Genomic DNA, 25,046 nt, shown 5'->3' on the forward strand with positions numbered 1-25,046 from the left:
TGCCGACAGGGCGGGTGCGGGGCTTCAGGGCGCAGGCGAGACCAGGCGTCGTGCGCGGGTACGCGGGCTGTCCGGATGATCGAAGCGCCGGCTCGCCTCGGTGGCGGCTTCTTCGAGCCGCTGGGCGCCGGCCAGGTCGCCGGTGGCGGCGAGGACATCCGCGCGCACGCGCTGCAGCACGACGCCCATGCGGATGTCGCGGAAGCCGGTGACGCGAGCCCAGGTGTCCAGTGCGGCGGCACTGTGCCGCAGTGCCGTGGACGTGTCGCCTCGCGCCAGCGCGACGCGTGCGAGCCCGCCCTGCGCAAGCGCGACATGCGCGAGCGGTCGGTCCTCGGCGTGGGCGAGGATGGTGTCGAATTGCGCCTGTGCCTCGTCCAGCCGCCCCCGGTCGAGCAGCCAGCGCCCCCAGCTTTCGCGGATCGCCATCACAGGCTGTTCCGCATCGGCCTGATGGGCGAGATAGTCGTCGAGCGAGCGCTTGAGCGTGCGCCCGGCCTCGTCGATGCGGCCGGCCTGCGCCTGGGCTTCGCCGAGGTAGCGCAGCGTGAGTCGCCACTTGAAGGGATGCGCGGACTGCCGCCGATAGATCGCTTCTGCGGCCTGCAGGTGTGGAGTGCCCAGTTCGGGCCGGCCTTCGGCACTCAGGCGTTCTCCGTAGACCTCGCGGACGGCAGCGGCTTCGATCGCATGGCGGCCGTCTTTCGGCAGCAGCGGGACGACGCGCGAAAACTCGCGGTGCGCCGCATCGCGATCGCCGGCCAGGTGCAGGGTGCGCGCCGCGTTCGATCGCGGTACCCAGGCGGTCGGGAAGTCCGCGCCGGTCGTGCGCGCGGCGATGTCGGCCGATGCGGCGAATGCGCGACCTGCCTCGGCGAAACGACCCAGTTGCTGATGGAGCAGGCCGAGGTTGCCGTACAGGGTCTGCAGTTCGGCATCGTTGCGATCGGGCAGGGTGTTTGCCAGCGTCAAGGCCTCGCGGTAGGTGCGGATCGCAGCTTCGTGGTCGCCGCGCCGGGAAGTGAGGAAGCTGGCGTATTCCTGCAGCGCAGTGACGTGGCCGCGCGTACGCGGTGCGTGGCTGCGGAACAAGGCGATCGCACGCTCGAAGGCCGCCTGCGCGCGATCCTCCGCGCCGTCCTGCGCCTGCCAGCGATTCGCGCGGAGGATCCACCAGTGCGCGCGCAATTCCGGGTCCTTGTCGCCGGCCTCGCGCAGCAGGCGATCGGATGTCGTCAGGGCGCGGTCGCAGGCGGGGCCGTCGGCGGCGACACAGGCGATCGTCGCCGCTTCCACTTCGCCATTGAGCAGGTTCGGATGCAGGCGGCCGTAGCGTTCGCGCACCTTCGCGAGCTGTTTTTCCTGCAGCGCGCGGTAGCGGTCGTCTTCGCCGAGTTGGCGGTACAGGTCGGCCAGCGTGCGCAGCAGTTCGATCTGCAGGTCGGGGTCGTCCGCGAAGCGCTGCTCGATCCTGTCCGCGCTGGCATCGAGCAGCGCCCTGGCGCTGATGTTGCCGCGCGGCGCATCCGATGCGATGCGCGGGTCGCTCGCGGAGAAGACTTCGATCAGGAAATTCTTGATGGCCGTGGCCCGTCGGGCTTCCTCGGCGGCGCGCTGCGCCTGCCAGAGCACGCCGGCGATGCCGACGCCCAGCGCCAGGGCCAGCAACGCCGCCACGGCGACGCCCTGGCGATGCCGCTGGACGAATTTGCGCAAGCGCAGCCAGCGCCCGATCCGACGGGCGCGGATCGGCCTGGAGTCGAGGTATCGCTGCAGATCCTCGGCGAATGCGGCGACGTTGTCGTAGCGCTGCATGGCCTCCGGATCCATCGCCTTGGCGAGGATGGCATCGAGGTCACCGGCGATCGCTCGCCGACGCGGGCCTTCGACGCGCGTGGAGGCCAGCGGCGCTTCGCTGCGGGTGTCGAGCATCCGGCCGAGGCGCGAGCGGGTCGGGAACGGCCGTGTCCCGGTCAGCAGCTCGTACAGCATGATGCCGAGCGCGTAGACGTCCGTGGCGACCGTGACCACGCCACCCTCCAGTTGTTCCGGTGCGGCGTAGTCGGGCGTGGCCGCCCGCCCGCCCCACTGGGTCAGGCTGCTGTCGCTGCTTTCCTCGCCGAGCAGTTTCGCGATGCCGAAATCCAGCAGCCGGGTCTCGCCCTGGGCCGTGACCATTACGTTCGCCGGCTTCAGGTCGCGATGCACGATCAGCCGGGCATGCGCCGCCTGGACCGCCCCCGCGACATCGCGGACCAGGCGCACGCGCTCGCGCACATCCAGCCCGTAGCGATCGCAGTGCGCGTCGATCGGCGTACCGGCGATGTACTCCAACGCCAGCCACGGTTGGCCGTTTTCGGCCACGCCTGCGTCGTAGAAGCGGGCGATGCGCGGGTCCACCAGCGTCGCGAGGATGTCGCGCTCGCGCTGGAAACGTTCGCGCAGCGCGCCGCCCAGCAGATGTGGATGAGGCAGTTTCAGCGCCACCTCGCGCGCGTAGGCGCCGTCGTCGCGTGACGCCAGCCAGACTTCGCCCATGCCCCCGCGTCCCAGCGGCCGCAGCAGACGCCAAGGGCCGATCCGCTCGCCTTCGGCCATTCCGGATGGTTCGGCCGTGATGGCCGGCGGCCGTTCGAGCCATCCGCTTTCGGCGCTGCGTGCGTTGTCCTGCAGAAGGGCGCGCAGAGTGGGCGCGAATCGACGGTCGTCCGCATCCAGTGCGTCGATCCAGGCCGCGCGCGCTTCCGGCGGCAGATCGAGGCATTGGTCGAGCAGGGCCGAGAAACGGGGCCAATCGGCGGGAGTGCAGGGCAGGGCTTTCATGCGCGCTCGCGTGGGGATGCCCTCGCCGAACGGGCGCGGGCGCGGCAACCGGACATCCCGGTCCTCAGGACAGCATCGCCGCGAGCAGCAACCGAGCCTTGTCCCAGTCGCGGCGGATGGTGCGCTCGGTCAGCCCCAGTGCCTCGCCGATTTCGGTTTCGGTCATGCCGCCGAAATAGCGCATCTCCACCACCTGGGCCAGGCGTGGTTCCACCTGGGCCAGCGAGGCCAGGGCCTCGTGGACCTGGAGGGCTTCATCGTCCCCGGCCAGGCCGTCGCCGATGCCGGTGTTGAGGGTGAGCGCCTTCTCGCCGCCTCCGCGCCGCACGGCGTTGCGCTCGCGTACCTGGTCGACGATGACGTTGCGCATCACCTCGGCGGCATAGGCGAAGAACCGCCGACGGGTGTCGACCTGCAGCGTGCGCTGGTCCGCCAGCTTCAGCCAGATCTCGTTGACCAGCGCGGTGCTGTCGAGCAGTGTCATCGGCCCGCTGCGCGACAGGCGCGCGCGGGCGAGCTTCTTCAATTCGTCGTAGGCCGCGCCGAACAGCGCGGCGTTGTCGACGCCGTCGTCGCGTCCCTGTTCGATGAGTTCGGTGATCTCGCCCATGGTGTCCGTTCCGGCGTCGGGGCTCGGGCGGCGGTCAGCCCGCCAGCGCCTCGGCCCTGGCCGCGCAGATGAAGTCGTTCTCGCTCAGGCCGCCGACATCGTGGGTGGAGAAGCGGACCACGCAGCGGTCGTAGTGCACGCCGAGGTCGGGGTGGTGGTCCTCGCGGTGGGCGACGTGGGCGAGGGCGTTCACGAAGGCCATCGTCCGGTAGTAATCGGGAAAGGCGAAGGTCTTCACGAGGGCATGGCCGTTCTCGGCCAGTTCCCAGCCGGGCAGCTGCGGCATCAGCTCGGCGACCTGGGCCGGCGGCAGGCGGTGTTCGTGTCCGCGACGGGGGATGCAATGGGCCTGGGCGAGGGGGACGAGGTCGGTCATGGGGGCGGTCCTGTGCGGGAAGGCGTTCAAACTGAACAATGTTCCGGAGCGGCAACGAAATAGTTACCAGCGCGGCTGAATCCGGCCGCTAGAATAGCCCGATGATCCAGATTTCCGAATCCGCGCAGACCCATTTCCGCCGCCTGATCGAACGCGAAGCCCTGCCGGGCCTCGGCGTGCGCCTGAGCGCCCTCCACCCCGGCACGCCGCGCGCCGACGTCCGCCTGGAGTTCGCCGAACCCGGCGACCTGCAGGGCGACGAATGGGCAGTGGACTGCGAAGGCTTCACCCTCTGGCTCGATGCCGGCAGCGTGCAGTTCCTCGACGGCGCCGAGATCGACTACACCACTCAGGCCACCGGCGGCCAACTGCAGATCCGCGCACCGAAGATCAAAGGCGAGGCACCGAACGGCGATGCGTCCTTGGTCGAACGCGTGCGCTGGGTGGTCGAACACGAGATCAATCCGCAGCTCGCCCAGCACAAGGGCCATGTCTCGGTGCGCGAAGTGACCGCCGATGGCGTGGTCGTCCTCAGTTTCGGCGGCGGCTGCCACGGCTGCGGCATGGCCGACGTGACGCTCAAGCAGGGGATCGAAAAGACGTTGCTGGAGAAAGTGCCCGGCGTGACCGCCGTGCGCGATGCGACCGATCACGCCACCGGATCGGCGCCCTACATCGCTCGCGACGCGCACTGACGGGGCGCGCCGCGCGTGTTCTCAGCCGCGGACCTCATCGAAGCACTGTCGGCCCGCGTCCGGCGGCGCTTCCCGCTCCAGCCCGAACGTGCGTTCGGCGAATTCCCGCCGACGTGGCGCGCCTGGTTCCTGGCCATCGCGGAACGGCCCGGCATCCTGCGCGGCGTCCCGGCCGCCGATTACCTGACGATCCTCGCTGCGCGCACGCCGCGCCAGCCGCCGCGGGCCAGTGCCGAACTCGGCCGCTGGCAGTCCTACCGGCATCTGCTGCGCCAGCAATGGCATTCCGCGCCCGCCGATCAGCGCCGTACGCGCCGGATCGGCGCTGCGGTGTCCGCGCTGATGCATCTCTGCCTGATCCCCTTGCTGCTGTGGGTGGGCATGGTGCACATCGGCGATGCGCCGCCGGATGCGGAGCAGGCTGGCGAGGCGGTGCAGGTCGAATTCATCGGTGAAGGCACGCCTGTCGACGAGGGCGGGGCGCCTGCGCCGGGCCAGACGGATGCGCCGGCGTCTGCGGGTGCGGGCCAGCCGGCAGCGGCCGGGGGCGGACAGCAGGCCGCAGCCGCGCCTCCACCGCCGCCGTTCGTGGCGGCAGCGCCACCCGATGCCGACGACACGCCGCCGCAACCCGCGCCTCCTGCGGAAGCGGCGAGCGCGCAGCCGCTGGTGGTGACCGAAGCGGCGGCCCCCGATCCCGAGTTCACCCTGCCGGAGACCGCCGTCCGCGACATCGCGCTGCCCAGCCTGCGCCCGCAGACGCCGAACCTGTCGACGCAGGTGGTGGAAGTGGAGACGCTGAGCGCGCCGGTGCCGACCCCGACGCTGCGCGCGCCGACGCCGCGCCCGGTCGCACCCACCGTGCCGGCGCTGCGCACGCAGGTCGTCGAGATCGACACCTTCCAGCCGACCGTGCCGGTGCCGACGATCCAGGCGCCCGCGCCGCGCACCGCCTCGCCGAAGGTGCCGACGCTCCGCACCCAGGTCACCGAGATCGAGGTGCATTCCCCGCTGTCGCCCGTCCCCTCCACCGGCATCGCGCAGACCCCGTCTACCTCGCCGCGCCTGCGGCCCCAGGAACTGCGCACCGCCCCGGGCGAGATCGCGCTCAAGCCCGGCGTGCCTGGCGGAGCGGCATCAAATTCACCTACCTCGACGCCATCGCGCGCGCCCGGCAATCAGGCGTCCACCGGCGCCGCGCAGACGCCATCGACGACGTCCGGCTCGACAGCGGCCGGTGGTCGACCGCAGGCCCAGACGGCCGGGCGCACGGCCGGTACCGCACCCTCGGGCGCCGGCACGCGTCCCTCGACACGCCCGGGCGCGGCCACGTCCACGGCCCGCGACGATGACTGGGGCGCTTCGAACCGCAACGTGCCCGGCAATGCCAGCGCAGGCAACGGGAATACGGCGGGACTTTTCAACAGCGACGGCAGCGTGCGTCTGCCCGGTGGTGCGGGCGATGTCGGTGGTGGCCTGCCACCGGGCACGATCATCGAGGATTTCGAGAAGATCGATCGCATGGGCACCTGGCTCAAGCGTCCGCCGCTGGACTACACCCCGACGCGCTTCGACCGGTTCTGGATCCCGAACAAGACGCTGCTGGAAGAATGGGTCAGCCGTGGCATCAAGAAGGTCGCGATTCCGATCCCGGGCACGACCAAGCGCATCGAATGCACGGTGAGCCTGCTCAGCGTGGGCGGCAGCTGCCGTGTCATGGATCCGAACCTGCAGGATCAGGAAGCGACCGCGCGACCGCCGCCGGACGTGCCCTACAAGCCCGAACTGCGCGAAGACAAGGATGGCCCGTCGGCGCCTCCCGCCGCGCCGTGATTGTCGCGAGCGGCATGAGGCATCTTTTGCCGCTCATGACGCGGATCGAAAGCATTGTTTGACCGGGGTTTGATCCGCGTCCTCCGCGTCAATCCCTGGCAGGAAAACGAAACGGGAGCCCTGCGGCTCCCGTTCGTGTTTCAGCATGGCGCCCGTGCGTGACGGGGATGCGGCTTACTTGCCGTGCAGGTCGCCCAGCGGGCCGCTCTGGGCGGCGAAGTAGGCCGACAGGTCGGCGATGCCCTGTTCGTCCAGAGTGCCGGCGTCGAAGGCGCCCTTGATCTGCATGGTCATCAGCGCGTGGTCGCGCTTGCCTTCGCGGTAGTGCTGCAGGCTGTGGAACAGGTAATCCTGGTATTGGCCGCCGATGATCGGGGTGGCGGCATCGATCGGCTTCAGGCCGCCGGTGCCGTGGCAGTCGACGCAGGACTGGCCGCTCGGCAGTTTGGTGGCGGCCAGCTTCTCGCCGCGTGCGGCGTCGCCGTCGAAGGCGTTGATGTGCTTGTTCGCGGTCTTGTGGCCGGCGCCTTCGGCGGCGGGCTCACTCTTGCCGCAGGCGGCGAGGCCGAGGAGGAGGGCGCAGGTCGTTGCGATGGCGAGAGGACGCTTCGTCATGGAGGGGGCGCTCACTTCTTCAGGCTCGAAAGGTAGGCGGCGATGGCGGCGATGTCCTCGTCGGAGAAGCTCTGCGCCTGGGCCTGCATGGTCGGGTGCTTGCGCGTGCCTTTCTTGTAGGCGGTCAGTGCGTTGACCACGTATTCCTGGGTCTGGCCGGTGATCTTGGGCACGCTGTAGGTCGGGTAGGCGTTCTTGTAGCCGGTGACGCCATGGCAACCCTGGCAGGTATAGGCGAGCTGCTTGCCCTTGTCGGCTGCGCCGGCGGCGTCGGGGCTCTGCGCCTGGACGGCGAACGATGCGAGGAGGGCGAGGCAGCCGGCGAGCAGCGGATGGCGATTCGGCGATCGGATCATGTCTGGCGTCAGGTCAGGGTTGAGTTCGGGGGCACGTCGCGGCGGCCTGTGCCGGCCCGCTGGCGCCATGGACCGCTCTCGGGAAGCGGTCGCAAACGTGCAATCGCGACAGTATAGCCTGCAACGCGACCGGGTCGCGAAGGGTGCGATCCGGCAGTGTTCCGACCCGGTCGCGCGCGCGGCGGCGGGTCGGGATCGCATCGCGTGGTCGAACGCTCCGGCGACAGCATGGTTCGTGACGACATGCTTCGGCGAGAAGGGCTGGCATGACGCGAGTCACCATGACCTCTGGCGGATGCCGGTCGCGCATGGGTGATCTACCTTCATACAACACCTAACCCCCTCCCCGGATCGCCATGCCTGCCACGACCCCCACCCCCGTCGATTCCACGCCCGTGCCATCGGCTGTCCGAACGCCTCTGGTCCACGCGCTGACCGCCGCCGTGCTGCTGGGCTGCCTGGCGATCGCCGGCTGCAAGGGTGGCCCCGATGCCCAGGCCAAGGGCAAGGATGGCGACAAGAAGGAAGAAAAGGCGCAGGAGGCCGTGCCGGTCGAAGTGGTCGCCGTCGCCAACCGGCCGGTCGCGGCCAGCTACAGCGGCACCGCGCCGCTGGAGGCCCGGGGCGAGTCGCAGGTGGTCGCGAAGACCTCCGGTGTCGCCCTTCAGGTCATGGCGGAGGTGGGACAGCAGGTGCGCGCGGGCCAGGTGCTGGTCCGCCTCGATTCCGACCGCGCCGCGCTGCAGGCCGCGCAGAGCGCCGCGCAGGTGCGCAAGCTGGAGGCCAACTACAACCGCTCGCTGCAGCTGTCCAGGCAGCAGCTGGTCAGCGCCAACGACCTCGACCAGCTCAAGTTCGACCTGGAGAACGCCCGCGCGGTGAATCGCCTGGCCAATCTCGAAGTGTCCTACGCCAACGTGGTCGCGCCGATCTCCGGTGTCATCGCCGATCGCTCGATCAAGCCCGGCAACTTCGTCCAGCTCAATTCGCCGATCTTCCGCATCGTCGACACCTCGCGCATCGAAGCCACGCTCAACGTGCCCGAGCGCGAGCTGGCCACGATCAAGCCGGGCCTGCCGGTGCAGCTGATGGTGGATGCGCTGCCGGGCAAACCGTTCCAGGGCACGGTCGATCGCGTCGCGCCGGTGGTCGACTCCGGCAGCGGCACCTTCCGGGTGATCTGCGCCTTCGACAGCGCCGCCCTGCTGCAGCCGGGCATGTTCGGTCGCATCCGCATCGATTACGACCAGCGCGCGAATGCGCTGGTGATCCCGCGCAACGCGCTGCTCGACGACGAGAGCGACCCGGCGGTCTACGTGGTCCGCGGCAACAAGGCCGCGCGCGTCTCGGTGAAGCTGGGCTACTTCGACGGCGAGTGGGTCGAGGTGCGCGGTGGACTCAAGCAGGGCGATCGCGTGGTCACCGCAGGCAAGGTCGCGCTGCGCGAAGGCACCGACGTGCAGGTCATCGGCGATCCCGCCGCGAAGCAGGTCGCCACCGTCGCCAAGACAGGGAACAAGCCGTGAGCGGATCCCATTCCCATACGCCGGAAGACGGCGGCCCCGGCGGTCCGGGCGAAGGCCCGGGTGGCGGTTTCGACCTGGTCGAGTTCTCGACGCGGCGCCGCGTCACCGTCGCGATGTTCTGGCTGACGATGGTGCTGTTCGGCGCGATCGCGCTGTTCAGCCTCAAGGTCAACCTGCTGCCCGACCTCAGCTATCCGACGCTGACGGTCCGCACCGAATACACCGGCGCCGCGCCTGCGGAGATCGAAACCCTGATCACCGAACCGGTCGAAGAGGCCGTCGGCGTGGTCAAGAACCTGCGCAAGCTCAAATCGGTGTCGCGCACCGGGCAGAGCGACGTGGTGCTGGAATTCGCCTGGGGCACCGACATGGACCAGGCCAGCCTCGAAGTGCGCGACAAGATGGAAGTGCTGCAGCTGCCGCTGGAGGCCAAGCCGCCGGTGCTGCTGCGCTTCAATCCGTCGACCGAGCCGATCATGCGTCTCGCGCTGTCGGCGAAGGATGTCGATGCCGCGGACGAGGCCAAGGCGCTGCGCCGGCTCACCGAACTGCGGCGTTTCGCCGACGACGACCTGAAGAAGAAGCTGGAGCCGGTCGACGGCGTGGCGGCGGTCAAGGTCGGCGGCGGCCTGGAAGACGAAGTGCAGGTCGACATCGACCAGCAGAGGCTCGCGCAGCTCGGCCTGTCGATCGACACCGTCATCCAGCGCCTGCAGCAGGAAAACATCAACATTTCCGGCGGCCGCCTGGAGGAAGGCAGCCAGCGTTACCTCGTGCGCACGGTGAACCAGTTCGCCAGCGTCGAGGAAATGCGCGAGATGCTGCTGACCACGCGCACCGCCGGCAACGATGCCGCCGCCTCGGCGGCACGGCAGATGGCCGCGGTCGCCGCAGCGACCGGTTCGGCCGAGGCCATCGCGGCCGCGAGCTCCGTGCAGAACGCATCGGGTGGCGGCAGCAGTGCACCGGCCGGCGGCATGGCCGTGCGCCTGAAGGACGTGGCCGACGTGCGCCAGGGCCACAAGGAGCGTGAGGCGATCATCCGCCTGGCCGGCCGCGAAGCGGTCGAGCTGGCGATCTACAAGGAAGGCGATGCCAACACCGTCGCCAGCGCCGACGCCATCAGCGCCAAGCTGGAGGAGATCCGCAAGACGCTGCCGAAGGACATCGAGCTCACCACCATCGACGACCAGTCGCAGTTCATCCGCCACGCGATCAGCGACGTGAAGTTCGACGCGGTGATCGGTGGCCTGCTCGCCGTGCTGATCATCTTCCTGTTCCTGCGCGATGGCTGGAGCACGTTCGTCATCTCGCTGTCGCTGCCGGTGTCGATCATCGCCACGTTCTTCTTCATGGACCAGTTCGACCTGAGCCTGAACGTGATGTCGCTCGGCGGGCTGGCCCTGGCCACCGGTCTGGTGGTGGATGACTCGATCGTGGTGCTGGAGAGCATCGCCAAGGCACGAGAACGCGGCCTCGGGATCTTCAAGGCGGCGATCGAAGGCACGCGCGAGGTCAGCCTGGCCGTGGTCGCGTCCACGCTCACCACCATCGCGGTGTTCCTGCCGCTGGTGTTCGTCGAAGGCATCGCCGGCGAACTGTTCCGCGACCAGGCCCTGACCGTGGCCACCGCGATCGGTATCTCGCTGATCGTGTCGATGACCCTGATCCCGATGCTCAGCGGCCTGCGCGACAGTGCGCCGATGGCCTTCCAGGAAGAAGAACCGCACCCGGAATGGCACCCCGAGAAGGGCTGGCAGAAGCCGGTGGCGGTCGTCAATCGCGGCCTCGCCGCAGGGACGCGCGGCGCCACCTTCGGACTCAGCTGGCTCGTGATCCGCCTGTGGCGCGGCGTGAGTGCCGTCGTCGGGCCGGTGATGCGCAAGCTCAGCGACATCGCGATGGCGCCGTATCACCGCATCGAACGCGGCTACCTGCGCCTGCTGCCCGGTGCGATGCAGCGACCGGTGCTGGTGCTCGGCTTCGCCGCTGCGGCATTCGCGGCCAGCCTGCTCGCGGTGCCGCTGCTTGGTACCGACCTGATCCCGCAGCTGGCCCAGGATCGCTTCGAGATGACCGTGAAGCTGCCGCCGGGCACGCCTCTGCGCGACACCGACCGCATCGTGCGCGAGCTGCAGCAGTCGCACGCGAAGGAGGAGGGCATCCGCGCGCTGTACGGCGTGAGCGGCAGCGGCACGCGGCTGGACGCCAATCCGACCGAAAGCGGCGAGAACATCGGCAAGCTCACCGTGGTGATGGGCGAAAGCGGCGACGAAACGCGCGAAGCGCAGCTCGTCGAAACGCTGCGCGGCAGCGCTGCGCGCTATGCCGGCGCACAGGTGGATTTCAGCCGGCCCGAGCTGTTCAGTTTCTCGATGCCGCTGGAGATCGAACTGCGCGGCCAGGACCTGCAGGGCATCGAACGCGCCGGCAGGAAGATGGCCGAACTGCTGCGCGCCAGTCCGCACTATGCCGACGTCACCTCGACGGTGGAGCAGGGCTTCCCCGAGATCCAGATCCACTTCGACCAGGAGCGCGCCGCCGCGCTGGGCCTGACCACGCGCCAGGTCGCCGACTCGGTGGTGAAGAAGGTGCGCGGCGACGTCGCCACGCGCTACAGCTTCCGCAGCCGCAAGATCGACGTGCTGGTGCGGGCGCGCGAGAACGACCGCGCCACGATCGAGGACATCAAGCGCCTGATCATCAATCCAGGCAGCGCCAGCCCGGTGACCCTGGAGTCGGTCGCCGACGTGGTGTCGACGGTGGGCCCGAGTGAAATCCACCGCGCCGACCAGGTGCGCGTGGCGATCGTCTCGGCGAACCTGCGCGACATCGACCTCGGCACCGCGATGCAGGAAGTGCAGGATCTGGTCGCGAACAACGAAGGCGGCCTCGGCGCCGGCATCGACATGCACATCGGCGGCCAGGGCGAGGAATTGTCGCAGTCGCTGAAGTCGCTGCTGTTCGCGTTCGGCCTGGCGATCTTCCTCGTGTACCTGGTGATGGCCTCGCAGTTCGAATCGCTGCTGCATCCCTTCGTCATCCTCTTCACCATTCCGCTCGCACTGGTCGGCGCGGTGCTGGCGCTGCTGCTGACCAACTCGACGGTGTCGGTCGTGGTGTTCATCGGTCTGATCCTGCTGGTGGGACTGGTGACGAAGAACGCGATCATCCTCATCGACCGCGTGAACCAGGCGCGCGAAGCGGGCATGGCCAAGCGCGACGCGCTGGTCGAGGGCGCGCGCTCGCGCCTGCGTCCGATCATCATGACCACGCTGTGCACGCTGTTCGGCTTCCTGCCGCTGGCCCTGGCCTTCGGCGAAGGCGCGGAGGTGCGCTCGCCGATGGCGATCACCGTGATCGGCGGCCTGCTGGTGTCGACGCTGCTGACCCTGGTCGTGATCCCGGTGGTCTACGATCTGCTGGATCGCAAGAGCGACGAACATTACGTCGCGCGCGGTCGTCGCAGCCGTGCCCGTCGCGGCGAGGACTTCGACGCGACGCCTGAGGAGGGCGCATCCGCATGAGCGTCGCCGAGTTCAGCATCAAGCGGCCCGTCACCACGGTGATGTTCTTCATCTCGCTGTTCGTGGTCGGCCTGATCGCGGCGGTGCGCCTGCCGCTGGAGGCGTTCCCGGCGCTCACCTTCCCGGGCATCTTCCTGCAGTTGCCCTACAGCGGCTCGACGCCCGAGGAAGTGGAGCGCACCGTGCTGCGGCCGGTCGAGGAAGCGGTGTCGACCATGAGCGGCATCAAGCGCATGGAAGGCACCGCGCGCGCCGAGGGCGCGTCGATGTTCATCCAGTTCTCGGACTGGGAGCGCGACGCCTCGATCGCCGCCTCCGAGGCGCGTGAGCGCATCGACGCGATCCGCGACCAGCTCCCGGACGACCTGCAGCGCTACTTCGTGCTGAAGTTCTCGACCTCCGACGAGCCGGTGCTGAAGGTCCGCCTGGCCAGCAACCGCGACATGACCCGCGAGTACGACCTGATCGACCGGGAGTTCAAGCGCAGGCTGGAGCGCATCGCCGGCGTGGCGCGCGTCGACGTGCTCGGTGCGCCGCCGAACGAAGTCGAGATCGCGATCGCGCCCGATCGCCTGACCGCGCACGGCATCTCGCTCGACCAGCTGAACCAGCGCCTGCGCTCGCTGAACTTCTCGGTCTCCGCCGGACAGATCCAGGATGCGGATCGTCGCCTGCGCGTGCAGCCGATCGGCGAGATCGTCGACCTGCAGCAGTACCGCGACATCGTCATCGACGGCAAGGGCACCCGCCTGGCCGACGTGGCCGACGTGCAGCTCAAGCCCGCGCGCATCAACTACGGACGTCGCCTCGACGGCCAGCCGGCGGTGGGCCTGGACATCTTCAAGGAGCGCAGCGCCAATCTCGTCGATGTCGCCAGGCGCGTCCTCGATGAAGTCAATGTCATCGCCGAGGACCCGGCGCTCGATGGCGTGCAGGTGCTGGTAGTCGAGAACCAGGGCGACGCCGTCACCAGCTCGCTGCTGGAACTGGCCGAAGCCGGCCTGGTCGGCCTGCTGCTGTCGATCATCGTCCTGTATTTCTTCCTGCGCCACTGGCCCTCCACGCTGATGGTGAGCACGGCCATCCCGATCTGCTTCGTGATGACCCTCGGCTTCATGTACTTCGCCGGCGTCACCCTCAACGTGCTGACCATGATGGGCCTGCTGCTGGCGGTGGGCATGCTGGTCGACAACGCGGTCGTGGTGGTGGAGAGCATCTACCAGGAGCGCGAGCGCATGCCCGGGCAGCCGCGCCTGGCTTCGCTGATCGGTACGAAGAACGTCGCGATCGCGCTGTCCGCCGGCACGCTGTGCCACTGCATCGTGTTCGTGCCGAACCTGTTCGGTGAGCGCAACATCATCAGCATCTTCCTGTCGCAGATCGCGATCACCATCTCGGTGTCGCTGCTGGCATCCTGGCTGGTCGCGGTCAGCCTGATCCCCATGCTGTCCGCGCGGATGAAGACGCCGCCGGCGGTGCAGAGCGATCGCGGCCTGATCCCGTCGCTGCAGCGCCGCTACGCCGCCTTCCTGCGCTGGACGCTGGAACATCGCGGCAAGAGCATTCTCGGGATCGTGCTGATCGTGCTGCTCAGCGTGATTCCCGCCACGCAGATGAAGACGAACATGTTCGGCGGCGAGGAAGGCGGTGAAGCCGACATCTTCTACCAGTGGAACGGTGCCTACACCAAGCAGCAGATTTCCGACGAGGTGACGAAGGTCGAGAACTTCCTTGACGCCAATCGCAAGAAGTACGGCATCGTCCAGATCTATTCCTTCTACAGCGAGGAAGGCTGGGCCGGCACCCAGGTGAAGTTCGACACCAAGAAGGCCGGCGAGACGAAGCAGCGGGTCGATGCGCTGCGCGAAGCGCTGCCCAAGTCCGCGCGCGCCAAGATCGGCATCGGCGACCAGGGCGGTGGCCCGGGCGGCGGTGGCGGCAGCGGCCTCGAGCAGAACGTGCAGGTGCGGCTGGTCGGCGATTCGACTGAACAGCTGAAGGAGATCGCCGAGGACGTCATCCCGATCCTGGCCCGCCGCAAGGAGCTGCTCGATGTCCGCGTCAACATCGGCGACCAGAACAGCGAGATGTCGGTCCGCGTCGATCGCGAGCGCGCGGCTTCGTTCGGCTTCAGCGCGCAGGAAGTCTCGCAGTTCGTCGGCCTTGCCCTGCGTGGCGCGCCGCTGCGCGAGTTCCGCAAGGGCGATACCGAAGTCCCGGTGTGGGTGCGCTTCGCCGGCGCCGAGGATTACGGCATCAAGGACATCTCCGCGTTCACCGTGCGCGCGCCGGACGGCCGCACCGTCCCGCTGCTGGCGATGGTCGACGTGCAGATCGGCGCCGCCGCGTCCGAGATCCAGCGTTCGAACCGGCAGACCACGCTGACCATCCAGGCCAATCTCGCCGCGAAGGTGTCGATGCCCGAGGCGCGCAAGGCGATGGAGGACACGCTCAAGGAGATTCCGTTCCCGGCCGGCTACAACTATACCTTCGACGGCGGCGGCTTCCAGGACGACGCCGAGGCGATGCAGGACATGCTCTTCAAGCTGGTGATCGCGCTGATCATGATCTACGTGATCATGGCGGCGGTCTTCGAATCGCTGCTGTTCCCGGCGGCGATCATGAGCGGCGTGCTGTTTTCGGTGTTCGGCGTGTTCTGGCTGTTCTGGATCACCGGCACCGAATTCAACGTCATGGCCTTCATCGGCATCCTGGTGTTGATGGGTGTGGTCGTGAACAACGGCATCGTGATGATCGAACACATCAACAACCTGCGACGGCGCGGGCTCACGCGAACCGATGCGCTGGTCGAAGGCAGTCGGGAGCGCCTGCGCCCGATCCTGATGACCATGGGCACGGCGATCCTCGCGATGATTCCGATCTCGCTGGGCGGCACGCAGATGGCCGGCGACGGTCCGCCGTACTTCCCGATGGCCCGCGCGATCGCCGGCGGCCTGGCGTTCTCGACGGTGGTCAGCCTGCTCTTCCTGCCGACGATCTACGCCGTACTGGACGACACGCGTGCGAACTTCCTGCGCATCTCCAGGCGAGCCATGGGCAAGCGCGAGGTGCCGGCGGCTGCGGTGACGGCAATCCACATCGACTGATGGCAGTCGCCGGATGGTGAAACGGCCGGGGAGCGATCCCCGGCCGTTCTTGTTTCGATGGGCTTGTTTACCCGAGCAGCGTCTTGATCATCTTCGCCCCGCCGGCCCAGACACCGATCGCGGTGCCGAAACTGGTCAGGAAGAAGTTCAGCAGCGTGCGCGCCACGCGGTTGCGCCACCAGCCCTTCACGCTCTGCACATCGTCGCGCAGCGCCATGAAGTCGGCATACGTCGGCTTGCGTACCCAGGCTTCGACCAGTGCGCTCAGCGTGCCCGAGGCCAGCGCCGGATGCAGCGGCGTGATCGGCGACGACACGAACGCGGTGAGGATGCTCAGCGGATGCCCGCCGGCGAGCAGGCAGCCCACGGCGCCCAATGTGCCGGTGACCAGCACCCATTCCAGTACCAGTTCGCCGCCGACCTCGGCGCCGCCGCGCCAGAAGCCCCAGACGAAGCCACCGAGCACGAAGAAGGCCAGCAGCAGGGTGAACCAGGGGAACGAGGATTTTTCCTTCACCGTGCGCAGATCGGACAGCAGGGCGGCCGGGTCCCGCGTGTCTTCGCGCAGATGCTGCTCCATGCCCTGCAGATGTCCGGCGCCGACGACGGCCAGCACTTCGCGTGCCTCGGGATGCTGTGCGGGGATCTCGCGCAGTCGTGCTGCCATGTAGGCATCGCGTTCGGCGATGACGGTTTCGTAGAGCGCCGGGCTGCCTTCCGCGAATTCGCTGAAGCTCGCTTCGAGCATGTCGCCCTGCTTGAGGTTCTCGATCTGTTCGTCCGAGACTTTCTCGTCGACGAACAGCGAGGTCATCAGTCCGCCGCCAACCTTCGCGCGGCCCCAGAACCCCAGGCGCTGCATCGCGCGCTTGAAGGTCAGGCCGACGTCGCGATCGATCAACGTCATGGTCAGCCCGCGTTCGCGTGCATCGAGCACCGCCGCCTTCAGTTCGGCGCCGGGCTCGATGTCCAGCTGTTCGGCGAGGCGGCGCTGGTACGCGGCCAGACCGAGGTTTGCGGCGAACACCGCGGTCTTGCCCTCGCGCAGCACCTTGACCAGATCGAGCTTGGCCAGCGCGTCGGGATCGGTCAGCGCCTGTGCGCGCTGCGGGTCCAGTTCGACCGCGATCGTGTCGTAGGCGCCGGTGGCGATCGCCGCGCGCACCACGTCGACGCTGGTCTTCGAGACGTGCGCGGTGCCCAGCAGGGTGTAGCGCACGCCGTCGCGTTCGACGATGGCGTGCGGCTGGCCCTGCAGCGGGGCGTCCGGGTTGACGGTCGGTGTCGCGTCGGTCGGGGTGTGTGGCGTATCGGTCATCGTGACGAGGGGGACATGTGGGGGCGCGGGATCGCGTGTTCTAGGAATCGCGGTTGCCTGTCCCACCGGTCCAGCGGGGAGCCTGCGACGCAGCGCGCAGGATAGAGCCTCGCGCCGGCGCTGTCTGCGTCCGCCCCCAGGCGTTGCGCGGTCCGCCTCAGCACATCCCGTAAGGCAGGTTCGGCGACGACACCAGACGCTCGCCGACCGTTTCCCCGCGCAGGAAGCGCAGCGCGTCGCCGATCACGCCCGGATGATCGGCGATCCGGTTGTGGCCGAAGCCCCGCGTGCTGATCAGCCGCGCCCCGTTCCAGAGCCTCGCGTACCGTTCGCCCTCGTGCCACGGCACTTCCCGATCTTCCAGGTCGTGGACGATCAGCGCCGGCCGCGCGATCAGCGGGGCATTGCGATGCGCCTGCAGTTCCTCGATCGGCACGCGCGTCCTCGCTTCGAAGAACGCCGCCATCCGCGCCGCGAACGCGGTCCCCAGCCCGACGAAGCGGCTGAAGCGCTCCATCGCCGCCAGCGGGTCGGCTGCCGGGGCGATCAGCACCGCGCGTTCGGCCTGCAATCCGCGCGCCAGCGCCACCGCCGCCGCAGCGCCGCCCAGCGAATGCCCGATCACCGCCGCCGCCGGCCCGAAATGCCGTGCGACCGCCATCAGGTGACAGGCGAAGTCGGGCAGGGTGGTGCGCTGGCCGCCGCTGCGGCCATGGCCGGCCTGGTCGAAGGCGACCACGGCGTATCCCGATGACTGCAGCGGTTCGATCCACTTCGCGATGCGCGTGCCGTGGCTGGACCAGCCGTGAGCGAACAAGACGTAGGGCTGGCGCGACGGATCGCCCCAGGCGTAGGTCGCGATCGACAGCCCGTCCACGTCGAGTCGCGATTCCCGCGCGCCGTGCGTCGGCGCAGCGAGCGCCCGTGACCGACTGCTTGCGAACGGGGTGCTGAACAGCCGCACGGCGCGGTGCAGGGTGTTCTGGGGACGCAGGATCCGTCCCAGCGCGAAACCGATGCGCAGGGTCTGCAATCCGACGATATTACGAACGGTCGTGCTAATTCTGGATGCGTGCTTGGACATGTCGACCTCGTGGGGGAGGGGGGTCAGGAAACCGGGACGGTGCTTCTGGGAGGTGCCGCGTAGAACGCCAGCAGGTGGTCGAGCATGCGACGGCCGCGCCCGGTGGCTGTTTCCAGCCCGCACATCGCCGCATCGTGCTGGACGGCGAGGGCGATCGTGTTCAGTTCGAAGGCGAACTGTTCCGGGTCGAGGTCTGCACGCAGTTCGCCGGTGCCCATGGCCATGCCGATCGCGCGTGCGAGATCGTCGCGCCAGCGCTGGTGGAGGGCGACGACGCGGTCGCGCAGCGGACCGGGCCGGTCGTCGAATTCGCTGATCGCAGTGAGCAGCAGGCAACCACCGCGATCGCGACGCAGCCAGTCGAACCAGTTGTCGAGGATCGCGTGGAGCCGGGGCAGGCCACGCGGTGCCTTCAGCGACGCCACCAAGGTGTGCTCGCCGAAACGTGACGCGGCCAGGTCGAGCACGGCCAGCTGCAGTTCCTCGCGGGAACCGAAATGAGCGAAGACACCGCTCTTGGACATGCCCACGGCTTCGGCCAGCGGACCGATCGACAGGCCTTCCAGGCCCGCCGATGCGGCGATCATGTAGGCCCGGTCGAGGATGACGTCCCGGGTGGCGGCGCCTTTGCTGGTGGCGGGTTGCGGTCCCATGGCGCCATGAATAGCGCGACCGTTCGTTTCGTGCGAGCGCCAAGCGACGAGCGGTGCCCGCCGGGTGCGACTCAGTCCCGGTAGCGCTTCAGCAGGTCGCCGTAGGCGTCGATGCGGCGGTCGCGCAGGAACGGCCAGATCCGGCGGACATGCTCGCTGCGCGCCATATCGACCTCGGCGAGCAGGATCGTCGGCTCGGTGCCGGCCTCGGCGATGAACTCGCCCTGCGGGCCGAGGACGTGGCTGTTGCCCCAGAAGTCGATGCCGGCTGCACCGAGTGGCGAAGTCTCGTGACCGACGCGGTTGCAGCTGAGCACGGGCACGCCGTTGGCCACGGCATGGCCGCGGTGGCTGAGGATCCAGGCATTGCGCTGGCGATCCTTCTCCGCCTGTTCGTCGGACGGGTCCCAGCCGATCGCGGTCGGATACAGCAGCAGTTCGGCGCCGGCCAGCGCCATCAGCCGGGCGGCCTCCGGATACCACTGGTCCCAGCATACGAGCACGCCGAGGCGGCCGACCGAAGTATCGATCGGCGTGAAACCGAGGTCGCCCGGCGTGAAATAGAACTTCTCGTAGAAACCCGGATCGTCCGGGATGTGCATCTTGCGGTACTTGCCGGCGATCGACCCGTCGGCGTCGTAGACCACGGCGGTGTTGTGGTACAGCCCCGCCGCGCGTCGCTCGAACAGCGAACTCACCAGCACCACGCCGTGATGTTTCGCCAGCGAAGCGAGACGCTCCGTGCTCGGCCCCGGGATCGGCTCGGCCAGGTCGAACTCGTCCACGCATTCGTGCTGGCAGAAGTACGCGCCGTTGTGCAGTTCCTGCAGCAGCACGAGTTTCGCGCCGGACTTCGCCGCCTCGGCGACGCGCGCTTCGATCACCGACAGGTTGGCCTCGGCGGTGCCGTGGTTGATTTCCTGGATGAGGGCGACGGGAAGCGTCTTGGTCTTCATGCGAGTACACCTTCCGGAAGTTGCATCGTGATGCAGTGCAGGCTGCCGTTCTGCCAGATCAGCGGGCGGCACGGCACCGGGACGATCTCGCGGCCCGGGAACGCCTCGGCCATCACTTCCTGGGCGCGCGCGTCCGCCGGATCGCCGTAGGACGGCATCAGCACTGCGCCGTTGACGATGAGGAAATTCGCATAGCTCGCGGCGAGGCGACGGCCGTCGTCGAAGATGGGTTTCGCCCACGGCAGCGCGAACAGCCGATACGGCTTGCCGTCGCGGGTGCGCAGCGCGGCGAGTTCGGCGGCCATCGTCTGCAGTTCGGGGTAGTGCGTGTCGCTGACGTCGTCGCAGCCCTGGTAGACGATCGCGTCCTCGGCGGCGAAGCGGGCGAGGGTGTCGATGTGGGCGTCGGTGTCGTCGCCTTCCAGATAGCCGTGGTCGAGCCACAGCACGCGATCCTGGCGAAGCCACGTCGCGAGCTTTGTCGTCAATTCCTCGCGACTCGCGTCCGGATGGCGCTCGTGCAGGCACTTCCAGGTCGTCAGCAGGGTGCCGGCGCCGTCGGTCTCGATCCCGCCGCCTTCCAGCGCGAAATCGATCTGCTCGCGCGTCGCGTTCGCGAACACGCCCTGCGCGGTCAGCGCCTCGACCAGACGGTCATCGCGGCTGGCCTCGAACTTCCCGCCCCAACCTGTGAAGCGGAAGTCGAGCTGCAGGAAGCCATCGGTCGTGACTGGTGCTGCGGCACAAGGATGTGCCGCCCGCGAATCCGCGTCAGCGGATTCGGCGGACGCCTGTTCGGACATGAGCCGAACAGGCGGCGTGCGAGCCGCGCCAGGATGGCCGGTCTCGCACTTCAGGGTGATCGGACCGCTGTCGCGCAGCCAGGTGTCGTCGTATTCGACGGTCACGAAGCGGACGCGGCCCATGTCGACCCGCGCCGAACGCAGCCGCGCCTCGGCATAGGTCTGCAGATCATCGTCGGCGACGCAGATCACGGCGTCCTGGAACGCGGTGATCGCGGCGACCAGGGCGATGTAGGTTTCCTCGACATCGACCAGGCGCGGGCCCCAGTCGGTCTCGGGATGCGGCCACGCGATGAGGACGGCGGACTGGGGTTCCCATTCCGCCGGAAAACGGACAGTTGTGGACATCGAATTACTTGATCGGAGGTTTCGGGCCGACTTCGTTGCTGCCGGCGCGGATGGCGACCGCGTCGATGACGCGATCCTTCTCGAAATAGACGACGAAATTCGGGTAGGTCCAACGATTGATCGCCGGCCACTGGCGCTTCTGGCCGCCGCGGGGATCCATGCGCTGGGTCGGTGCGCCGAACTTGCGCTCGACCTCGGCCATGCGCATGCCGCGGGCGGGCAGGGTCATTCCGGCCTCGCTCTGCACGCGTTCGATCAGCAGCCTGTCGGCGAAGGCCTGGGGTGCGGCGGCGCAGAGCGCGGCGACGACCAGGGCGGCAGGGAGAAGACGCATGGGGGACCTCCTCGAACGGATGCGGATGGGCGGGACTTGCGGCGCAGCGATTGTAAGCGCATCGCGGCGGTGCAGGCGCACCGCGTTCACGAATCCGCCACGTGGCCGCTGGTGCTCCGCGTGGCGGGGGCTGGACATGACAAAGGCCGCGCGAGGCGGCCTTTGCAGGGTGCCGGCGCAACGGCTTGTAGCCGTTCCGCCTGTCGCTGTCGATCGTGCCGACGGCGCGATCCGCGACGATCCGGTATCAGCGCTGGCGCGCCTTGAAACGCGGATTCGACTTGCAGATCACGAAGACCTTGCCACGGCGGCGAACGACCTTGCAGTCGCGGTGACGGGCCTTCGCCGACTTCAGGGAGGACAAGACCTTCATGGAAACCTCGGCGATAACGCGGTTGAATGTGGATGGGAAGGGTGAAGCGGTGGGTTGCACCGTAAAACAGCCCGGCATTCTGCCGTGCCTCGCGCGGGAAAGCAAGGCCGATCAATCGCTTGCAGCGGATGCATGCCGGGCGGGGGCGGTGCGGCGGGTAGAATGTCGCATCCCCACGCCCGCAGCGAGCCGTCCATGCCCGATTCCGTCAACGCCCAGGCCTCCGCCGTTCCCGTCCTGACCATCGACGGCCCGTCCGGGGCGGGCAAGGGCACGATCAGCCGGCTGGTCGCGGCCAGACTGGGCTGGCACTACCTGGACTCCGGCGCGCTGTACCGGGGCGTCGGCGTCGCCGCCGGCTGGGCCGGGCTGGACCTGGCCGACCCCGGCGCCCTGATCCGCTGCGCCTTCGATGCCCACATCGGCTTCGAGGAGGATGCCGCCGGCGAGCTGCGGGTCATCGTGAACGGAGTCGACGCCACCGACGAGCTGCGCACCGAGACCGCCGGCGCCGCCGCCTCGGCGATCGCCGCCGTGCCCGAGGTCCGTGCCGCCCTGCGCGAGCGCCAGCGTGCGTTCCGGCGCCCCCCTGGCCTCGTGGCCGACGGTCGCGACATGGGCACGGTCATCTTCCCCGACGCACTGCACAAGGTCTTCCTCACCGCCAGCCCCGAGGAGCGAGCCGACAGGCGGTATAAGCAGTTGAAAGACAAGGGGGTTTCCGTTACATTGGACGACCTGCTGCGGGAGATCCTCGCCCGCGACGCCCGCGATGCCAATCGCGCGGTGGCGCCCTTGCGACCGGCCGAAGACGCCGTCTGCATCGACACCACCGGCCTCGGCATCGATGCGGTGGTCGAACGCGTGCTGGCCGTCGTCTCCGCCGCACGCGCCTGACCTGCGCTCTTCGCCGAGCGGCTTTTCGCGCAGCAGGCTACAGGTTCCGTCGCACTCCACCGCGCAAGCGGTGGTGCGGCGGTGTTTCCATATCTCACTCCTACGGCCAACGGCAATCCCGCCACGGCCCCAACGGGTGGACCGGCCCCGCACCGCATCGTCGGCGCTCCGGTCTGTGTCATCAACAGAGTATTCAACCCATGACCGAATCATTTGCAGAATTGTTCGAACAGAGCGCGGCCGCGAACCTGGCCAAGCTCAAGCCCGGCTCGATCGTCTCGGGCGTCGTCGTCGATGTGCGCACCGACGTGGTGGTCATCAACGCCGGCCTGAAGTCCGAAGGCATCGTGCCGATCGAACAGTTCCGTAACGAAGCCGGCGAGATCGACGTTGCCGTCGGCGACGTCGTCAAGGTGGCGCTGGACTCCCTCGAAAACGGCTTCGGCGAAACCGTTCTTTCCCGCGACAAGGCCAAGCGTGCCATGGTGTGGGACGAGCTCGAAGAAGCTCTGGAAAAGAACGAAACCATCACCGGCCGCATCAGCGGCAAGGTCAAGGGTGGTTTCACCGTCGACATCAAGGACGTCCGCGCGTTCCTGCCCGGTTCGCTGGTCGACGTGCGCCCGGTCCGCGACCCGGTGTACCTGGAAGGCAAGGAACTCGAATTCAAGCTCATCAAGCTCGACCGCAAGCGCAACAACGTCGTTGTCTCGCGCCGCGCCGTCGTCGAGAGCGAGCATTCGGAAGAGCGCGAGCAGCTGCTCGAGAAGCTGGTCGAAGGCGCCAAGCTCAAGGGCGTCGTCAAGAACCTCACCGATTACGGTGCGTTCGTCGACCTCGGCGGCATCGACGGCCTGCTGCACATCACCGACATGGCGTGGAAGCGCGTGCGCCATCCGTCCGAAGTGGTGGAAGTCGGCCAGGAACTCGAAGTGCGCGTGCTCAAGTACGACCGCGAGCGCAACCGCGTCAGCCTCGGCCTCAAGCAGCTGGGCGAGGATCCGTGGGACAACATCGCCCGCCGCTACCCGGCCAACGTGCGCATGTTCGGCAAGGTCTCCAACGTCACCGATTACGGCGCGTTCGTCGAGATCGAGCCGGGCGTCGAAGGCCTGGTCCACGTGTCCGAAATGGACTGGACCAACAAGAACGTCAACCCGTCGAAGGTCGTGCAGGTCGGTGACGAAGTCGAAGTCATGGTCCTCGACGTCGACGAAGAGCGCCGCCGCATCTCGCTGGGCATGAAGCAGTGCACCAGCAACCCGTGGGAAACCTTCGCGGCGATCTACAAGAAGAACGACAAGGTGTCCGGCCAGATCAAGTCGATCACCGACTTCGGCATCTTCATCGGCCTGGACGGCGGCATCGACGGCCTGATCCACCTGTCCGACCTGAGCTGGAACACCACCGGCGAAGACGTGGTCCGCAACTTCAAGAAGGGCGACACCCTGGAAGCCGTGGTCCTCGCCGTCGATCCGGAACGCGAGCGCATCAGCCTCGGCGTGAAGCAGCTGGAGCAGGATCCGTTCGGCCAGTTCATGGCCTCGTTCCCGAAGGGCTCGAAGGTCTCGGGCACCGTGAAGGAAGTCGACTCGAAGGGCGCCACCATCGACCTGGGCGACGGCATCGAAGGCTACGTCTCGGCGCGCGACATCAGCTACGAGCGCATCGACGACGCCAGCCAGCACCTGAAGGTCGGCGACAAGATCGAAGCCAAGCTCGTGGGCATGGACCGCAAGGGCCGTACCCTGCAGCTGTCGATCAAGGCGAAGGACGAGGCTGAGACTCAGGAAGCGCTGGCCGAGTACGCCAAGGCGTCCGCCGACGCCGCCAGCGGCACCACCAAGCTGGGCGCGCTGCTGCGCGAGCAGCTGGAAAACCGCTCCGAGTAAGCGTCGCGTCATCCGCTCTGCGGCATGCGGCGGTCCGGGATGTCCCGGGCCGCCGCAACGCCGGACGGCGGCAGTTTTCCGTCTGTACGTCCTGCCTGTTCCTCCTGTCCGGATCGCGTACCCCTCATGACCAAGTCCGAACTGATCGAGATCCTGTCCCAGCGTCAGAGCCATCTGAAGGCCGACGACGTCGATCTGGCGGTCAAGTCGCTGCTGGAAATGATGGGCGGCTCCCTCTCGCAGGGCGAGCGCATCGAAATCCGCGGTTTCGGCAGCTTCTCGCTGCACTACCGCCCGCCGCGCACCGGCCGCAACCCGAAGACCGGCGATGCCGTGGCCCTTCCGGGCAAGCATGTCCCGCATTTCAAGCCTGGCAAGGAGCTTCGCGACCGCGTCAGCGCGGTGGTGCCCCTGCCGCCGGAAGACTGATCGCGAGTTTCGGCCAGCCTGTCGACCGGCCACCCCTGCATCCCCGATGACCGCTGGGCTGCGACCGTCGTCATGACGGCCGTGCGCGGGCATCGTCATCGCCGTATTCGCGGCATACACTGAATACCGTGCGCTGCCGCCATGCGCCGGCGTCGACCTCCTCCTTTCTTCCCAGCGGCCCTGCATGCGTCCACTGCGAGCGTTCATCGCCCTCCTGTTCCTCGCCCTCGGCGTGGTGGTGGGTGCGCTCAATCCGGGCGTGATCGCCGTCGATCTGGGGTTCTGGCGCATCGAAGCCGCGCTCGGCGTACTGCTCCTGGCCGCGGTCCTGTGCGGCGTGCTGCTGGGCGGGCTGGCGATGGTCGTCGCGGTGGTGATGCCGCTGCGGCGCGAACTGCGACGCGCATCGCCGCCGGGCGAAATCGCTGTCCCGGCGGCCTCGACGACACCGTCCCCGGTCGTCGCATCCCTTTCTTCTTCGGAGCCTTGAG

The 25,046-nt window shown here is 68.3% G+C and carries 21 protein-coding genes; 9 read left to right on the forward strand and 12 right to left on the reverse strand.

Annotated elements, in window-relative coordinates:
- Positions 1 to 24 precede the first annotated feature (24 nt).
- From ACFQ0E_RS14895 to ACFQ0E_RS14905, 3 genes are all read right to left on the reverse strand, one after another.
- Positions 25 to 2,823, reverse strand: coding sequence for a protein kinase domain-containing protein (locus ACFQ0E_RS14895; protein WP_386825118.1), 2,799 nt, complete (start codon positions 2,821 to 2,823; stop codon positions 25 to 27).
- A 64-nt stretch (positions 2,824 to 2,887) separates the two neighbouring features.
- Entirely contained in the window at positions 2,888 to 3,433 is a 546-nt protein-coding gene (locus ACFQ0E_RS14900; protein WP_386825120.1) for an ECF-type sigma factor, read from the reverse strand.
- A gap of 34 nt (positions 3,434 to 3,467) precedes the next feature.
- Positions 3,468 to 3,809 (reverse strand): 4a-hydroxytetrahydrobiopterin dehydratase, encoded by a 342-nt coding sequence (locus ACFQ0E_RS14905; RefSeq protein WP_386825122.1) that lies wholly within the window; start codon positions 3,807 to 3,809, stop codon positions 3,468 to 3,470.
- Between the two features lie 101 nt (positions 3,810 to 3,910).
- Here ACFQ0E_RS14905 and ACFQ0E_RS14910 point away from each other — a divergent pair, with 101 nt between their 5' ends.
- Positions 3,911 to 4,504, forward strand: coding sequence for an NfuA family Fe-S biogenesis protein (locus ACFQ0E_RS14910; protein ID WP_386825124.1), 594 nt, complete (start codon positions 3,911 to 3,913; stop codon positions 4,502 to 4,504).
- A 15-nt stretch (positions 4,505 to 4,519) separates the two neighbouring features.
- On the forward strand, positions 4,520 to 6,337 hold the full coding sequence (locus tag ACFQ0E_RS14915; RefSeq protein WP_386825126.1) for a hypothetical protein: 1,818 nt from the start codon (positions 4,520 to 4,522) through the stop codon (positions 6,335 to 6,337).
- 174 nt (positions 6,338 to 6,511) lie between these two features.
- Here ACFQ0E_RS14915 and ACFQ0E_RS14920 read toward each other — a convergent pair whose 3' ends face one another.
- Entirely contained in the window at positions 6,512 to 6,952 is a 441-nt protein-coding gene (locus ACFQ0E_RS14920) for a c-type cytochrome (RefSeq protein WP_386825128.1), read from the reverse strand.
- Positions 6,953 to 6,963: 11 nt separating this feature from the next.
- Complete coding sequence (locus tag ACFQ0E_RS14925) at positions 6,964 to 7,308, reverse strand: c-type cytochrome (protein ID WP_386825130.1); 345 nt, start codon at positions 7,306 to 7,308, stop codon at positions 6,964 to 6,966.
- 356 nt (positions 7,309 to 7,664) lie between these two features.
- On the opposite strand from ACFQ0E_RS14925, the gene ACFQ0E_RS14930 reads away from it, so the two are divergent.
- The 3 genes from ACFQ0E_RS14930 to ACFQ0E_RS14940 are packed head-to-tail and all read left to right on the forward strand — an operon-like array spanning position 7,665 to position 15,468.
- Entirely contained in the window at positions 7,665 to 8,834 is a 1,170-nt protein-coding gene (locus ACFQ0E_RS14930) for an efflux RND transporter periplasmic adaptor subunit (RefSeq protein WP_386825132.1), read from the forward strand.
- A complete protein-coding gene (locus tag ACFQ0E_RS14935) occupies positions 8,831 to 12,361 on the forward strand; it encodes an efflux RND transporter permease subunit (protein WP_386825134.1) in 3,531 nt (1,176 codons plus the stop codon). The genes ACFQ0E_RS14930 and ACFQ0E_RS14935 overlap by 4 nt, the downstream gene beginning before the upstream one ends.
- Positions 12,358 to 15,468 carry an efflux RND transporter permease subunit gene (locus ACFQ0E_RS14940; RefSeq protein ID WP_386825136.1) on the forward strand — a complete coding sequence of 1,037 codons (3,111 nt, stop codon included), beginning with the start codon at positions 12,358 to 12,360 and terminating at the stop codon, positions 15,466 to 15,468. Before ACFQ0E_RS14935 ends, ACFQ0E_RS14940 begins: the two co-directional genes overlap by 4 nt.
- Positions 15,469 to 15,535: 67 nt before the next feature.
- Here the strand turns inward: ACFQ0E_RS14940 and ACFQ0E_RS14945 are convergent, their stop codons facing one another.
- The 7 genes from ACFQ0E_RS14945 to ykgO form a co-directional block, all read right to left on the reverse strand.
- Positions 15,536 to 16,786 carry a TraB/GumN family protein gene (locus tag ACFQ0E_RS14945; protein ID WP_386825138.1) on the reverse strand — a complete coding sequence of 417 codons (1,251 nt, stop codon included), beginning with the start codon at positions 16,784 to 16,786 and terminating at the stop codon, positions 15,536 to 15,538.
- Positions 16,787 to 16,943: 157 nt separating this feature from the next.
- The gene (locus ACFQ0E_RS14950) at positions 16,944 to 17,870 is read right to left on the reverse strand and encodes an alpha/beta hydrolase (protein ID WP_386825140.1); all 927 of its coding nucleotides are present in this window, start codon (positions 17,868 to 17,870) and stop codon (positions 16,944 to 16,946) included.
- Between the two features lie 23 nt (positions 17,871 to 17,893).
- A complete protein-coding gene (locus ACFQ0E_RS14955) occupies positions 17,894 to 18,523 on the reverse strand; it encodes a TetR/AcrR family transcriptional regulator (protein WP_386825142.1) in 630 nt (209 codons plus the stop codon).
- A gap of 71 nt (positions 18,524 to 18,594) precedes the next feature.
- Complete coding sequence (locus tag ACFQ0E_RS14960) at positions 18,595 to 19,479, reverse strand: carbon-nitrogen hydrolase (RefSeq protein WP_386825144.1); 885 nt, start codon at positions 19,477 to 19,479, stop codon at positions 18,595 to 18,597.
- A complete protein-coding gene (locus tag ACFQ0E_RS14965; RefSeq protein ID WP_386825146.1) occupies positions 19,476 to 20,630 on the reverse strand; it encodes an agmatine deiminase family protein in 1,155 nt (384 codons plus the stop codon). Before ACFQ0E_RS14965 ends, ACFQ0E_RS14960 begins: the two co-directional genes overlap by 4 nt.
- Positions 20,631 to 20,634: 4 nt before the next feature.
- A complete protein-coding gene (locus tag ACFQ0E_RS14970; RefSeq protein WP_386825148.1) occupies positions 20,635 to 20,964 on the reverse strand; it encodes a hypothetical protein in 330 nt (109 codons plus the stop codon).
- 247 nt (positions 20,965 to 21,211) lie between these two features.
- Positions 21,212 to 21,337, reverse strand: coding sequence for a type B 50S ribosomal protein L36 (gene ykgO, locus ACFQ0E_RS14975; RefSeq protein ID WP_010342887.1), 126 nt, complete (start codon positions 21,335 to 21,337; stop codon positions 21,212 to 21,214).
- Between the two features lie 195 nt (positions 21,338 to 21,532).
- Here ykgO and cmk point away from each other — a divergent pair, with 195 nt between their 5' ends.
- The 4 genes from cmk (at position 21,533) to ACFQ0E_RS14995 (ending at position 25,045) form a co-directional block, all read left to right on the forward strand.
- Entirely contained in the window at positions 21,533 to 22,234 is a 702-nt protein-coding gene (cmk, locus tag ACFQ0E_RS14980) for a (d)CMP kinase (RefSeq protein WP_386825150.1), read from the forward strand.
- A 200-nt stretch (positions 22,235 to 22,434) separates the two neighbouring features.
- Positions 22,435 to 24,126 (forward strand): 30S ribosomal protein S1, encoded by a 1,692-nt coding sequence (gene rpsA / locus ACFQ0E_RS14985; RefSeq protein ID WP_386825152.1) that lies wholly within the window; start codon positions 22,435 to 22,437, stop codon positions 24,124 to 24,126.
- A gap of 126 nt (positions 24,127 to 24,252) precedes the next feature.
- Entirely contained in the window at positions 24,253 to 24,555 is a 303-nt protein-coding gene (locus tag ACFQ0E_RS14990; protein WP_137851901.1) for an integration host factor subunit beta, read from the forward strand.
- Positions 24,556 to 24,739: 184 nt separating this feature from the next.
- Entirely contained in the window at positions 24,740 to 25,045 is a 306-nt protein-coding gene (locus tag ACFQ0E_RS14995) for a lipopolysaccharide assembly protein LapA domain-containing protein (protein ID WP_386825155.1), read from the forward strand.
- Position 25,046: the final 1 nt, after the last annotated feature.

Origin of the sequence: Lysobacter brunescens (genome assembly GCF_042677005.1) — a bacterium.
GTDB lineage: Bacteria > Pseudomonadota > Gammaproteobacteria > Xanthomonadales > Xanthomonadaceae > Lysobacter_I > Lysobacter_I brunescens.

What these genes read in the sequence shown, in the direction of transcription:
- ACFQ0E_RS14895 (WP_386825118.1), bottom strand. Translation starts at nt 2,823, where the DNA reads ATGAAAGCCCTGCCCTGCACTCCCGCCGATTGGCCCCGTTTCTCGGCC.
- ACFQ0E_RS14900 (WP_386825120.1), bottom strand. Translation starts at nt 3,433, where the DNA reads ATGGGCGAGATCACCGAACTCATCGAACAGGGACGCGACGACGGCGTC.
- ACFQ0E_RS14905 (WP_386825122.1), bottom strand. Translation starts at nt 3,809, where the DNA reads ATGACCGACCTCGTCCCCCTCGCCCAGGCCCATTGCATCCCCCGTCGC.
- ACFQ0E_RS14910 (WP_386825124.1), top strand. Translation starts at nt 3,911, where the DNA reads ATGATCCAGATTTCCGAATCCGCGCAGACCCATTTCCGCCGCCTGATC.
- ACFQ0E_RS14920 (WP_386825128.1), bottom strand. Translation starts at nt 6,952, where the DNA reads ATGACGAAGCGTCCTCTCGCCATCGCAACGACCTGCGCCCTCCTCCTC.
- ACFQ0E_RS14925 (WP_386825130.1), bottom strand. Translation starts at nt 7,308, where the DNA reads ATGATCCGATCGCCGAATCGCCATCCGCTGCTCGCCGGCTGCCTCGCC.
- ACFQ0E_RS14930 (WP_386825132.1), top strand. Translation starts at nt 7,665, where the DNA reads ATGCCTGCCACGACCCCCACCCCCGTCGATTCCACGCCCGTGCCATCG.
- ACFQ0E_RS14940 (WP_386825136.1), top strand. Translation starts at nt 12,358, where the DNA reads ATGAGCGTCGCCGAGTTCAGCATCAAGCGGCCCGTCACCACGGTGATG.
- ACFQ0E_RS14945 (WP_386825138.1), bottom strand. Translation starts at nt 16,786, where the DNA reads ATGACCGATACGCCACACACCCCGACCGACGCGACACCGACCGTCAAC.
- ACFQ0E_RS14950 (WP_386825140.1), bottom strand. Translation starts at nt 17,870, where the DNA reads ATGTCCAAGCACGCATCCAGAATTAGCACGACCGTTCGTAATATCGTC.
- ACFQ0E_RS14955 (WP_386825142.1), bottom strand. Translation starts at nt 18,523, where the DNA reads ATGGGACCGCAACCCGCCACCAGCAAAGGCGCCGCCACCCGGGACGTC.
- ACFQ0E_RS14960 (WP_386825144.1), bottom strand. Translation starts at nt 19,479, where the DNA reads ATGAAGACCAAGACGCTTCCCGTCGCCCTCATCCAGGAAATCAACCAC.
- ACFQ0E_RS14965 (WP_386825146.1), bottom strand. Translation starts at nt 20,630, where the DNA reads ATGTCCACAACTGTCCGTTTTCCGGCGGAATGGGAACCCCAGTCCGCC.
- ACFQ0E_RS14970 (WP_386825148.1), bottom strand. Translation starts at nt 20,964, where the DNA reads ATGCGTCTTCTCCCTGCCGCCCTGGTCGTCGCCGCGCTCTGCGCCGCC.
- ykgO (WP_010342887.1), bottom strand. Translation starts at nt 21,337, where the DNA reads ATGAAGGTCTTGTCCTCCCTGAAGTCGGCGAAGGCCCGTCACCGCGAC.
- cmk (WP_386825150.1), top strand. Translation starts at nt 21,533, where the DNA reads ATGCCCGATTCCGTCAACGCCCAGGCCTCCGCCGTTCCCGTCCTGACC.
- rpsA (WP_386825152.1), top strand. Translation starts at nt 22,435, where the DNA reads ATGACCGAATCATTTGCAGAATTGTTCGAACAGAGCGCGGCCGCGAAC.
- ACFQ0E_RS14990 (WP_137851901.1), top strand. Translation starts at nt 24,253, where the DNA reads ATGACCAAGTCCGAACTGATCGAGATCCTGTCCCAGCGTCAGAGCCAT.
- ACFQ0E_RS14995 (WP_386825155.1), top strand. Translation starts at nt 24,740, where the DNA reads ATGCGTCCACTGCGAGCGTTCATCGCCCTCCTGTTCCTCGCCCTCGGC.